The 12,462-nt window shown below is 58.4% G+C and carries 13 protein-coding genes; 10 read left to right on the forward strand and 3 right to left on the reverse strand.

What is annotated here, in order from left to right; translation table 11 throughout:
- On the reverse strand, positions 1-233 hold a 233-nt coding region (locus tag JWQ61_RS06685; RefSeq protein ID WP_304359839.1), incomplete at its 3' end, for a helicase HerA-like domain-containing protein.
- Between the two features lie 102 nt (positions 234-335).
- On the opposite strand from JWQ61_RS06685, the gene JWQ61_RS06690 reads away from it, so the two are divergent.
- From JWQ61_RS06690 to JWQ61_RS06735, 10 genes are all read left to right on the forward strand, one after another.
- Complete coding sequence (locus JWQ61_RS06690; RefSeq protein ID WP_304359840.1) at positions 336-1,061, forward strand: YebC/PmpR family DNA-binding transcriptional regulator; 726 nt, start codon at positions 336-338, stop codon at positions 1,059-1,061.
- 18 nt (positions 1,062-1,079) lie between these two features.
- Positions 1,080-2,354 carry a phosphoribosylamine--glycine ligase gene (purD, locus tag JWQ61_RS06695; RefSeq protein ID WP_304359841.1) on the forward strand — a complete coding sequence of 425 codons (1,275 nt, stop codon included), beginning with the start codon at positions 1,080-1,082 and terminating at the stop codon, positions 2,352-2,354.
- 149 nt (positions 2,355-2,503) lie between these two features.
- The gene (hemF, locus tag JWQ61_RS06700; RefSeq protein WP_304359842.1) at positions 2,504-3,436 is read left to right on the forward strand and encodes an oxygen-dependent coproporphyrinogen oxidase; all 933 of its coding nucleotides are present in this window, start codon (positions 2,504-2,506) and stop codon (positions 3,434-3,436) included.
- 14 nt (positions 3,437-3,450) lie between these two features.
- A complete protein-coding gene (locus JWQ61_RS06705) occupies positions 3,451-4,125 on the forward strand; it encodes a nicotinate-nucleotide adenylyltransferase (RefSeq protein WP_304359843.1) in 675 nt (224 codons plus the stop codon).
- Positions 4,126-4,752 (forward strand): ribosome silencing factor, encoded by a 627-nt coding sequence (gene rsfS / locus JWQ61_RS06710; protein ID WP_304359844.1) that lies wholly within the window; start codon positions 4,126-4,128, stop codon positions 4,750-4,752.
- Between the two features lie 24 nt (positions 4,753-4,776).
- Entirely contained in the window at positions 4,777-5,247 is a 471-nt protein-coding gene (rlmH, locus tag JWQ61_RS06715) for a 23S rRNA (pseudouridine(1915)-N(3))-methyltransferase RlmH (protein WP_014005034.1), read from the forward strand.
- A 112-nt stretch (positions 5,248-5,359) separates the two neighbouring features.
- The gene (locus JWQ61_RS06720; protein ID WP_304359845.1) at positions 5,360-5,980 is read left to right on the forward strand and encodes a nucleoside triphosphate pyrophosphatase; all 621 of its coding nucleotides are present in this window, start codon (positions 5,360-5,362) and stop codon (positions 5,978-5,980) included.
- On the forward strand, positions 5,977-7,440 hold the full coding sequence (rng, locus tag JWQ61_RS06725) for a ribonuclease G (RefSeq protein ID WP_061539200.1): 1,464 nt from the start codon (positions 5,977-5,979) through the stop codon (positions 7,438-7,440). The genes JWQ61_RS06720 and rng overlap by 4 nt, the downstream gene beginning before the upstream one ends.
- Positions 7,441-7,447: 7 nt before the next feature.
- Positions 7,448-8,413, forward strand: coding sequence for a glycosyltransferase family 8 protein (locus JWQ61_RS06730; RefSeq protein ID WP_304359846.1), 966 nt, complete (start codon positions 7,448-7,450; stop codon positions 8,411-8,413).
- Positions 8,414-8,516: 103 nt separating this feature from the next.
- On the forward strand, positions 8,517-9,584 hold the full coding sequence (locus tag JWQ61_RS06735) for a glycosyltransferase family 9 protein (protein WP_304359847.1): 1,068 nt from the start codon (positions 8,517-8,519) through the stop codon (positions 9,582-9,584).
- Here JWQ61_RS06735 and JWQ61_RS06740 read toward each other — a convergent pair.
- The gene (locus JWQ61_RS06740) at positions 9,571-10,695 is read right to left on the reverse strand and encodes a glycosyltransferase family 9 protein (RefSeq protein WP_304359848.1); all 1,125 of its coding nucleotides are present in this window, start codon (positions 10,693-10,695) and stop codon (positions 9,571-9,573) included. The two genes, JWQ61_RS06735 and JWQ61_RS06740, sit on opposite strands and share 14 nt — an antisense overlap.
- 85 nt (positions 10,696-10,780) lie before the next feature.
- Positions 10,781-12,448: a lipid A export permease/ATP-binding protein MsbA gene (msbA, locus tag JWQ61_RS06745; RefSeq protein WP_304359849.1), complete on the reverse strand. Its 1,668-nt coding sequence runs from the start codon at positions 12,446-12,448 to the stop codon at positions 10,781-10,783.
- Positions 12,449-12,462: the final 14 nt, after the last annotated feature.

Genomic DNA, 12,462 nt, shown 5'->3' on the forward strand with positions numbered 1-12,462 from the left:
TGCTTGAGCTTGTCCGACGCCGCGCCGGCCTTGGCCATACCGGACAGGTCGCCCTTGACGTCCGCCATGAAAACCGGCACGCCGCTGTCCGACAGCGCCTGCGCAATCACCTGCAGGGTGACGGTCTTGCCGGTGCCGGTAGCGCCGGTGATGCAGCCATGGCGATTCACCAGTGCAGGCAGGAGCGCCAGGTCGTGCTGGGCGTTTTTGGCAATCAGGAGAGGATTTGACATGGTTTGGCAGACGTTTTAAGTGGATTTCAATGGATTTCAAGAAAGTGCAATATGGTAAAATTGCGCTTTGATTATAGCTAACTCAAGCAAGAAAGAACCATCATGGCTGGACACAGCAAATGGGCCAATATTAAGCACAAGAAGGCCGCCACCGATGCCAAGCGCGGAAAAATCTGGACTCGCCTGATCAAGGAAATCACGGTTGCGGCCCGCATGGGCGGCGGCGACATCGACGCCAACCCGCGCCTGCGGCTGGCGGTTGACAAGGCGTCCGACGCCAATATGCCGAAGGATAACGTAACCCGCGCCATCCAGCGCGGCAGCGGCGGCCTGGAAGGCGTCAACTATGAAGAAGTGCGCTACGAAGGCTACGGCATCAACGGCGCCGCCATCATTGTCGATTGCATGACTGACAACAGAATCCGCACCGTGGCCGAAGTGCGCCACGCGTTTTCCAAGTTCGGCGGCAACATGGGTACCGAAGGTTCGGTGGCTTTCATGTTCAAGCATTGCGGCCAGCTGCTGTTCGCGCCGGGCACCAATGAGGACGCCCTGATGGAAGCCGCGCTGGAAGCCGGCGCCGAGGACGTCATCACCGACGACGAAGGCGGCATTGAAGTCATTTCCGCACCGCATGACTTTTCCGTGCTCAAGGGAGCACTGGAAAAATCCGGCTTCAAGGCCGAGATGGCGGAAATCATCATGAAGCCGGCGACCGAAACCGTGTTCGCCGGCGACGATGCGATCAAGATGCAAAAGCTGCTCGACGCCCTGGAAAACCTGGACGACGTGCAAGAAATCTACAGCAACGCAATAATCGAAGACTGACGCGGACGTTATAACCTTATGAAAATTCTCGTAGTGGGCTCTGGCGGCCGTGAGCATGCCCTGGCGTGGAAAATCGCCCAATCACCGCGTATCCAGACCGTCTTCGTGGCGCCCGGCAACGGCGGCACGGCGCTCGACCAGCGCCTGGAAAACATCAACATCACCGATCCGGCCGCGCTGGCCGATTTTGTCGAGCGCGAACATGTCGCGCTTACCGTGGTCGGCCCGGAAACTCCGCTGGCGGCCGGCATCGTGAATATTTTCCGCAATCGCGGCCTGAAGATTTTCGGACCGACGCGGGAAGCGGCGCAGCTGGAAAGCTCCAAGGATTTCGCCAAGTCGTTCATGCAGCGGCACCACATCCCGACCGCTGAATACCAGACCTTCTCGGACGTCGGCGCCGCCCACCAGTACATCGACCAGAAAGGCGCTCCTATCGTCATCAAGGCCGACGGCCTGGCTGCCGGCAAGGGCGTGGTGGTCGCCATGACCATCGAAGAAGCGCACGGCGCGGTCGACATGATGTTGTCCGATAATCGCCTCGGCGATGCCGGCGCGCGCGTAGTGATCGAAGAATTCCTGGCCGGCGAGGAAGCCAGCTTCATCGTCATGGTCGACGGCAAGAACATCTTGCCGCTGGCCACCAGCCAGGACCACAAACGCCTCAAGGATGACGACCAGGGGCCAAACACCGGCGGCATGGGCGCTTATTCGCCGGCGCCTATCGTGACGCCGGCGCTGCATGCCCGCGTCATGCGCGAAATCATCACGCCCACCGTGCAAGGCATGGCCAAGGACGGCATCCCGTTCAGCGGCTTCTTATACGCCGGCCTGATGATCGACGACAAGGGCAACCCGAAAACGCTGGAATTCAATTGCCGCATGGGCGATCCGGAAACCCAGCCGATCATGGCGCGCCTCAAAACCGACCTGCTGACAGTGATGGAACACGCCGTCAACGGCACGCTGGACACGATCGAGCTGGAATGGGACCGCCGCACCGCGCTCGGCGTGGTGATGGCCGCAGCCGGTTATCCCGACGCTCCGCGCAAGGACGACCTGGTTACCGGGATTCCCGCCGAGACAGTCGACACGGTGACCTTCCATGCCGGCACCACCCTGAACGGCGAGCGCCTGACCACTGCCGGCGGCCGCGTGCTGTGCGTGGTCGGCCTGGGCGACAGCGTCAAGATGGCGCAGAACCAAGCCTACAACGTGGTCAACGCGATTCATTTCAACGGCGCCCAGTTCCGCCGCGACATCGGCTGGCGGGCATTGAAGAAGCATGCCTGATCAGGCGGCCGGTTGACACTTGTTGCCGCATTAGTTGCCGCATCTAGTTGGGGTCAGGGTTTTCGTCAAGCAAGGACGGACAACCCTGGCCCCAATTGACTAAATAAACAGTTATGGTTGGCAAACCAGATCCACTACATCACTCCACGATGAGCTCAAACATCACAGCCGGCAATCCGGCCAGCGCCGTCAAATCCTATCTGCTCGACCTGCAGGCGCGCATCGTCGCAGCGCTGGAACAGATCGACGGCAAGCCGTTCGGCAGCGACCAGTGGCAGCGCGCCGAGGGCGGTGGCGGCAACTCCCGCATCATCGAAGAAGGCAATGCGCTGGAACGCGGCGGCGTCGGTTTCTCGCATGTGATGGGCAAGAACCTGCCGCCGTCGGCAGCCGCCAACCGTCCCGAGCTGGCCGGCCGCCAGTGGGAAGCGATGGGCGTGTCGCTGGTGATGCATCCGCGTAACCCGTTTGCGCCTACCGTGCACATGAACGTGCGTTTCTTCATCGCCAGCGCGGAAGGCCAGGAGCCGGTCTGGTGGTTCGGCGGCGGCATCGACCTGACGCCGTATTACGGTTTTACGGAAGACGTCGAACATTTCCACCGCAGCTGCCGCGACGCCCTGGCCCCTTTCGACAGCGGCGCCGAACAGAAACTGTACCCGCGCTTCAAGCAATGGTGCGACGACTACTTCTACCTGAAGCACCGCAAGGAACCGCGCGGGGTCGGCGGCATTTTCTTCGACGATTTCAACCAGCTTGGCTTCGAACAGAGCTTCGCCATGATGCAAAGCGTGGGCAATGCCTTCATCCCGGCATATGCCCCGATCCTGGCGCGCCGCAAGGATATTCCCTACGGCGAAACCGAGCGCGATTTCCAGGCATATCGCCGCGGCCGTTATGTCGAGTTCAATTTAGTGTATGATCGCGGCACTTTGTTCGGTCTGCAATCCGGGGGACGCACCGAGTCCATCCTGATGTCGATGCCGCCCGTGGTCAAGTGGCGTTACGACTGGCAACCGGCGGCAGGAAGCCCTGAAGCCAAGCTGTATACCGATTTTCTGATCCATCGCGAGTGGGTGTGATGGGCAGCTCTCCTATGACACCTAGCCAGATTTCTCGTCCCAGGCCATGCATCGCAGTGCTCGGCGGCAGTTTCGATCCGGTCCATAATGGCCATGTCGCGCTGGCGAAGTACTTTGTGACCTTGCTGGCGCCGGACGAGTTGCGGGTGATTCCTGCCGGCAACCCATGGCAGAAACACGGGCTGGAAGCCACGCCGGAACAGCGGGTAGCGATGGTGGAGCGCGCATTCAGCCAGCAAAGCGTGCCCCTGGTCATCGACCAGCAGGAAATCCGGCGGCAAACCGCGACGTATACGATAGATACGCTGCAAGCCCTGCGGGCAGAACTGGGGCCGCAGGCTTCTATCGTATTCCTGATGGGGGCCGACCAGCTGCAGCACTTGAACACCTGGCAAGGCTGGGACCGCCTGTTTGACTATGCCCATCTGGGCGTTGCTTCGCGGCCCGGGTTTGCCATGGACGAATCGCAGGTTCCAGCCGAGGTTACGCGCGAATTCACACGCCGCGCCGCCACCCCGGAACAGATTCGCCAGAGCGCGCACGGTTTGACCTACCTGGCGAAAAACCTGGCTGTAGACATTTCGGCAACGGAAATTCGTGCCGCGCTGCACAATGCAAAACGACCCGACACGCTGGTCCCGGCAGCAGTACTGGACTATATTGAACAACATCATCTCTATAAGAATTAAATGGATATCAAAAAACTACAAAGTCTCGTCATCGATGCACTCGAAGACGTCAAAGCCCAAGACATCCGCGTCTACGACACGGTCCACCTGACCGGCCTGTTCGACCGCATCGCGATTGCTTCCGGCACCTCCAACCGCCAGACCAAGGCGCTGGCCGCCTCGGTGCGCGACAAGGTCAAGGAAAACGGCGGCACCATCCTCAGCGTCGAAGGTGAAGACACCGGCGAATGGGTGCTGGTCGACATGGGCGACATGGTGGTCCACATCATGCAGCCGGCGATCCGCGCTTATTACCGCCTGGAAGAAATCTGGGGCGACAAGGAAGTCAAGTTCGGCGCCGCCAAACGGATTTCGACCCGCACCGCAGCCGAAGAAGAAGAGCCGAAGAAGATTTCGCGCCACCTGACTACTTCGCACGCATTGAAGGCGGAAGATGAAACACCGAAGAAAGCCCCTGCGCGCAAGAAACCGGTCAAGACTGACGGCGCCAAGAAGGCGGTCGGCAAAACCATCAAAGTAGCGCCGTCGAAGAGCTCGATCCCGCCGAAAAAGACTGCGGCGCCAAAAAAGGCCCCGGCCAAGAAACCGGCCGTCAAGCGTGCTCCGGCAAAAAAAGCAGCTGAATAAGCTGCTGCATCCCTAGCCTCCCTCATGCAGCTCATCATCGCTGCGGTCGGCCATAAAATGCCGGCATGGATAGAAAGCGGATTCGGCGAGTATGCGAAACGCATGCCGCCGGACTGCCGCATCGTCCTCAAGGAAATCAAGCCGGTCGAACGTTCCGGCAGCAAGACTGCGGAAACGGCCATGGCGCTGGAACGCAGCCGGATCGAAGCGGTGCTGCCGAAAGGCGTGCGCATCGTCGCCCTCGATGAGCGCGGCAAAGACCTCACCAGCGTCCAGTTATCGCAGCAGCTGACCCAATGGCAGCGCGACGGGCGCGATGTCGCCTTCATCATCGGCGGCGCCGACGGCCTCGATCCCGAATTCAAGGCCGGCGCCGACAGCCTGCTGCGCATTTCCAGCCTGACGCTGCCGCACGGCATGGTCAGGGTGCTGCTGGCGGAACAGCTCTACCGGGCCTGGTCGATTACCCAGAATCATCCGTATCACCGGGTTTAATTGTCCCCTGATAATTGCACCCCAATAAGTCCTCGATATGCCCCCAATCCGCAGCTAACTCTGCAATAATCGCTGGAATTATCAGACGACGCATCCGCCGCAGCCCCCAGCAATGAAAAATCCTTACCAGAAAATCTACCTTGCCTCAAAAAGCCCGCGCCGGCGGGAGCTGCTGCGACAGATCGGCGTCGCATTCGAATTGCTCTTGCTGCGCGACCAGACGCCGCGCGGCCCCGACGTCAGCGAAGAAGTCTTGCCGCACGAAGCGCCGCAGGCCTATGTCGCCAGGGTGACCATGGAAAAGGCCCGCGCCGCGCAGCAGATGATGGTTTGGCGCAGCCTGCCGGTGCGGCCCATCCTGGCCGCCGACACCACGGTCACCATCGACGGCCAGATTCTCGGCAAGCCGGCCGACAAAGCCGAGGCCAGCGCCATGCTGCGGCGCCTGTCGGGACGCAGCCACCAGGTCCTTACCAGCATCGCCGTCATTTATGGCGAACAATCGTGGCAACTCACGCAGGTTTCGGATGTCTTATTCCAGGAGCTGCCCGAGGCCATGATCGAAGCCTACTGCGACACCAGCGAACCTTACGACAAGGCCGGCGCTTACGGCATCCAGGGACCGGCAGCGATTTTCATCGAAAGCATACGCGGCAGCCATTCAGGCATCATGGGCTTGCCCCTTTTTGAAACCGCGCAACTATTACAACAGGCAGGCATCCGCATCTTATGAGCGAAGACATCCTCGTCAATATCACCCCCCAGGAAACCCGCGTTGCCCTGATTTTCCAGGGCGCGGTGCAGGAACTGCATATCGAGCGCACCTTGTCGCGCGGCCTGGCCGGCAATATCTACCTGGGCAAAGTGGTCCGGGTGCTGCCCGGCATGCAATCGGCATTCATCGATATCGGACTGGAGCGTGCGGCCTTCCTGCACGTTGCCGATATCTGGGAAACCCGCGCCCACGACGGCCAGGCCGCCCAGCAGACGCCGATTGAAAAAATGCTGTTCGACGGCCAGTCGCTGACCGTGCAAGTAGTGAAAGATCCGATCGGCACCAAAGGCGCCCGGCTCTCGACCCAGATTTCGATCGCCGGCCGCATGCTGGTGTACCTGCCGCAAGACCGCCATATCGGCATTTCGCAGCGGATTGAAAACGAAGCCGAGCGCGAGCTGCTGAAAGACAAAGTACAAAAGCTGCTGCCGCCGGAAGAAAAAGGCGGCTTCATCATCCGCACCATGGCCGAAGATGCTTCCGAGGCCGACCTGCAGATGGATATCGAATATCTGCGCAAGACATGGTCGTCCATCACCCAGCTGGCGAAAAGCAAACCGGCGCCGACCTTGCTGCACCAGGATCTGAGCCTGGCGCAGCGCGTGCTGCGCGATTTCGTCAACGACGAGACCACCACCATTCAGGTCGACTCGCGCGAGAATTTCCAGAAACTGCAGGAGTTCGCCGCCACCTACACGCCGTCCGTCACCGCGCGGCTGATGCATTACACCGGCGAACGCCCCTTGTTCGACCTGTATGGTGTCGAAGAAGAAATCCAGGAGGCGTTGAGCCGGCGGGTGCCGCTCAAGTCCGGCGGCTACCTGATCGTCGACCAGACCGAAGCCATGACCACCATCGACGTCAACACCGGCAGCTTCGTCAACGGCCGCAATTTCGACGACACGATCTTCAAGACCAACCTGGAAGCGGCGCACGCCATCGCACGCCAGCTCAGGCTGCGCAACCTGGGCGGCATCATCATCCTCGATTTCATCGACATGGAAAACGGCGAGCACAAGAGCGCCGTGCTGGCCGAACTGCACAAGGCCCTGCTGCGCGACCGCACCAAAAAATCGGTATCCGAATTCTCCGCGCTGGGCCTGGTGGAAATGACCCGCAAGCGCACCCGCGAATCGCTGGCGCATATCTTGTGCGAGCCCTGCCCGGCCTGCAACGGCAAGGGCCAGGTCAAGACCGCGCGCACCATCTGCTATGAAATCCTGCGCGAAGTCTTGCGCGAAGCCAAGCAGTTCAACCCGCGCGAATTCCGCATCCTGGCATCGCAGGTGGTGGTCGACATGTTCCTCGAAGAAGAATCCCAGCATCTGGCCATGCTGGGAGACTTCATCCGTAAACCGATTTCCCTGCAGGTGGAAACGGTTTATCCGCAGGAGCAGTACGACATCATCCTTATGTAAGGTTTACATGACTAACCCTTCACCGACTTCCCCTGCGGCCCCTGACGATTCTTTCCACATCGCCTTCTGCGTCGACGACCACTATTGCCGCAGCATGGGGGCGACGATCGCCTCCATCATCGCCAACAGCCCCGGCGTGACGTTCACCTTCCATGTGTTTGCCTTCGCGCTGTCCGAAGACAACCGCAAGCGCTTCAAGCTGCTGGAGCAGATGTACCAGCTCAAGACGCACGTGCACATTATCGATCCGGAAGTATTCAAGCCGTTCGCGCACATCTCGCAGTTCTCCTACTATTCGCCGACCATTTTCACGCGCCTGCTGATCCCATCCACCTTGCGCGGCATGTGCGACAAGGTGCTTTACCTGGATGCGGATATCCTGTGCGTCGGCAGCATGGCTGAGCTGCGAGGCATGGATTTCGGCGACAGCGCGGCGATTGTCGTGCCGGATGCCGACGAAACCACTCGCAGGCGCTGCGCGGCCTTGCAATTATCGTCGCAAAAATATTTCAATTCGGGCGTGATGTACATGCACGTCGAGAACTGGATGACGCAGGAAATCACTGAGAAAACCATTCTCGCCATCCTGGAAAACGGCAAGGAGTACAGATTCCCCGACCAGGATGCGCTCAACGTGGTCCTGGAAGGAAAGATCCGCTACATCGACAGGAAATGGAATTTCCTCTACGACCTGATCCATGACCTGGAAAAGGACAAGCGCCAGATGCGCGATATCGGCGAAGTAGTCTTCATCCATTTCGCCGGCGCGGTGAAACCGTGGAACGACTGGTGTTTACATGCTTCCACCGACCTGTTCGTGAAATACCAGGCACTTTCCCCCTGGGCCGACCTGGCGCTCGATCCGGCGCCAAGGAACTATAAAGAGATGAGGATGTATTCCCGTTTCCTGATGAAGCGCGGCCAGGTGCTGGACAGTTTCAAGTGGTACATGAAATACCTTTCCGCCAGGTAAATATGTATGAAAAGTAACAAAAGGTGAGAACCTCACCGGCCGCGCTGACGGCCGGTTATAATTTCTGCAACTCATCGTTTACATAGCCTTAACCGATCCAATAATGGCAATAACCAGCTCTCATATCTTGATATGCCGCACCGACAACATCGGCGACGTTATCCTGACATTACCTATCGCCGCTTTTCTGAAGCAGCAATATCCGGCCCTGAAAATCAGTTTTCTGTGCCGGGCTTATGCCGCACCGGTCGTCAAGCAATGCCGGAGCATAGATGAGGTAGTGGAACTGGAAAGTTTCCTGCTGGATCCTCCCGCCTATTTTGCTCACGCTAACGTCGACACCATCATATTGGCGCAGCCGAACAAACGCCTTGCAGTTATAGCGTTCAAAGCCCGCATCCGCAACCGCATCGGCAACGCACGCCATAAGCTGTACCAGATGTTGTATTGCAACCGCCGGGTACGATTCAAGAAAGGGAATTCCGAGCACCATGAAGCGCAGTTCAATTTTGAATTCCTGCGCCCTTTCGGTTTTGACACCATCCCGGAACTGCCTGTCATTTCAGCCCTCTACGATTTCGACGTCCCGCAGAATCCTGAAATAAACCAGCTGCTCCAGCCATATCGGTTCAATCTGATCCTTCATACAAAATCGAATGGGCATGGGCGCGAATGGCCTATCAAGCACTACGCGGCGCTGGCGCGGCAGTTGAGCCAATACCCGGATGTCCATCTGTGGCTGACAGGTAGCGCCGCCGAAGGAAAGTGGCTAGCCGAGCACGCCCAGGAACTACTCGAATTGCAGAATGTAGGCGACGTGTCCGGCAAGTTCACATTGGATCAGCTCAGCTCTCTGATCAACGCTGCCGACGGCTTGATTGCAAGCGGCACCGGTCCGCTCCATATCTCTGCCGCACTAGGCCAGCGCACGCTCGGCTTGTTTCCGCCGACGCGCCCGATGCATCCGGGGCGCTGGGCGCCGCTTGGAAAACGGGCGCAGGCCCTGTCCTTGCCGATCAGCTGCGCCGGTTGCAAGGATAGCCAGGCCGCGACTTGCGCTTGCATGGAAAACATCACGCCTGAAAGTGTCGCCGAAATCGTTTTGCGATGGCAGCAAGAAGCGCTGGCGGAAAAATCCTCCAGCCTGGCTATTTCCGCTATTTCCGATTAAGAACCGCGATCACCTGAGCCACCGTAATCGCTTTCACCCAGTCTCGGCGGTTTGCAGTGGTGATGACGATACTGTTCTCTTTATCGATCGGCGCCCATTCAGGATTTTTCTGGCGCATCAACGCAATCACAGGCACTTGCACCGCGTTCGCCAAGTGCATTACCGCAGTTTCAACCGAGATGATCAGGTCGCACTCGCGCAGCATTGCCGGCAACTGGAAAAAATTCTCCTGCGCACTGAACAGTTGCAAGCGCTCAACCGCGTGGCCGTCGAAGAATGTCCTGGCTTGCGCCATTTCTTCCGGCACCACGTTGACGATAAAGCGGGTGTCTTTCCAGCTGTCTTGCGCTCTTATCGCCGCAACCAGTTCAACCACCCGTTCCAGCGGCCAGCAACGCTTGCGGGTCTTGGCGTAGGGGTTGATGAAAACCAGCTTGGCCGGATTGGCGGATTGCCGGCGGTCGCGATCAAAACCCCAGAGTTTCAGCTGTTCCTGCGCGTACCGCCCCCATTGCTCGGGGATCCGCACGAAAGGCTGGCGTGACGACGCCGCGCTGTCCATGCCGAACAAACGATGGAACCAGGCAGCATATACATCGCTGATATGCACTCCTCGCTGCGCCACGCGGTCAGGATCAAAAGCAGCATCCAGTTTGCGGTAAGCCAGACGCTTATGCAGCGCGAGGATGCCAGCAGGTTTTTTCATTCCGGCTACAAAACCTTGCGGACTGATCTGGCGCGCCAGCGTCGCATACATGGGCGGCCTCAAGGTCGACAGCGACACCACCAGCGGGTATTGCTGTTTTTGCGCCTCTACGATCGATTCTTCAAACAAGGCAGGACTATAAGTCTGCTGGTAGATCTTGGCGACGAAAGGACATTCTGCCAGCCAGTCATACAAGGCATATTTCTTCAGGAAGGGCCAGGCCGCCGGTTGCTTGGTGCGGCGTACCTCATCCACCCATATGTGGATCTTGATATGAGGAAAGGCTTGCGCAAAAGCCTGGAAACAATTCTGCAGATAAGTGAAATCGCCGAGGGCAAGATGGGCGATGAACAGGATTTTATCTGTTTTCTTTAATATTTCGGCTGGAACGAGTTGTGCTGTCATGGGATTTTCTTGTGATTTTTCTCAGACGATATTTTCAGCGAGAGCAGACCGGCGGTCTCAGGCAATCAACCTGAGATCGCACGCGCTACATCTCTATATTGACCGCGTCCTTGGAAAACTGGAGATGATATAAATTTGCGTATGCGCCCCGCTTGCTCAGCAATTCATCGTGGCTGCCGATTTCAACAATGCTGCCGTTCGAGAGCACCACAATGCGGCTGGCACGCTCGATAGTCGAGAGCCTGTGCGCAATCACGAAGGTGGTACGGCCCTGCATTAGCTGGTCGAGCGCTGCCTGCACTGCCCGTTCCGACTCAGTGTCCAGCGCCGAAGTCGCTTCATCCAGGATCAGGATAGGAGCATCCTTGTAGATAGCGCGCGCCATTGCCAGCCGCTGGCGCTGGCCGCCGGACAGGCGTGAACCGTTGTCGCCGACCTGCGTTTCGTAACCGTCAGGCAAAGCGGCGATCATCTCGGCCAGATAAGCGGCCTTGGCGGCAGCTTCAATCCGCGCCCGGTCTGGCGCGCTGTCGCCATAGGCAATATTGGCAGCGATAGTGTCGTTGAACAGCACCACATTCTGGCTGACCATGGCTATCTGGGCCCGCAGGCTATTCAAGGATATCTCCTCGATAGGCAAGTCATCGAGCAGGATGCGGCCTTCAGTCGTCGAATAAAATCCGGGAATCAAGTTCACCAGGGTGGATTTTCCGCCGCCCGACATGCCCACGAAGGCGATGGTTTCACCAGGCTTGACGCTCAGGTTGATGCCTTTTAACGCAGGCTTTTCCTGGCCCGGATACGAAAAACCGACATTGGAAAATTCGATTTTCCCGTTTGCGCGTTTGTCCAGCTGTATGCCGCCAGTGCGTTCGACCGGGCTATCGATCAGCTTAAACACCGCTTCTGCCGCAGCCATGCCACGCTGCAGCGGGCCGTTCACTTCAGCCAGCTGTTTGAGAGGGACTTGCAAGGCGATCATCGCCGCCAGGAATGACACGAAATCGCCTGCGGTCAGCTGGCCATGACTTGCTTGCACCAGTCCCATCGTGATCATCGCCGACATCGCACAAGCCATCATGATTTGCGTGACCGGCACGGTGGCGGCAAAGGTGCTGGTCATGCGCATGCTGTAATGACGTATATGCTCGGCCGATTCCGCGAAGCGCTGCCTCTCGTAAGTCTCGCCGCCAAACACTTTGATGACCTGCTGCGCGCGCGCGGTTTCTTCGATTACCTGGGTCAACTGGGCGTTGACGTCGAGGGAATCCTTATTCAGCTTTTTCAGGCGCTTGGCGGTGGTGCGCACCACCAGCATCATCAACGGCATCAGCACCAGAGCCACAATCGTCAGTTTCCAGCTGATGAACAGCATGTAGCCCATCAAACCCGCAACTGTCAGCACGCAACGCACAATCGACGTAAACAGCTTGCTGATCATTTCTATGATTTGCTGTACTTCGAACATGATCGAATTGATCACGCGCCCCACGGTATGGGTGGCGTGGAAATCAATCGACACGTTCAAGATGCGATTGAACATTTGCTGCCGCAATGTCGTCAGTACCCGGGTAGACACCCAGTTGGTCATGTAGGTTGTCAAAAAAGTCGAGGCGCCGCGGGCGACGAATGCGCCAATCACGGCTATCGGCACCAGCCACAACGGGAAAGTAGGTTTTTGCACAAAACCGTTATCCAGCAGGATTTTGAAGATGTAAGCTACCAGCGGCTCCGTTGCCGCAGTCACAACCATTCCAAGCAGACCCA

It is taken from the genome of Collimonas fungivorans (genome assembly GCF_028292705.1).
Lineage (GTDB): Bacteria > Pseudomonadota > Gammaproteobacteria > Burkholderiales > Burkholderiaceae_D > Collimonas > Collimonas fungivorans_B.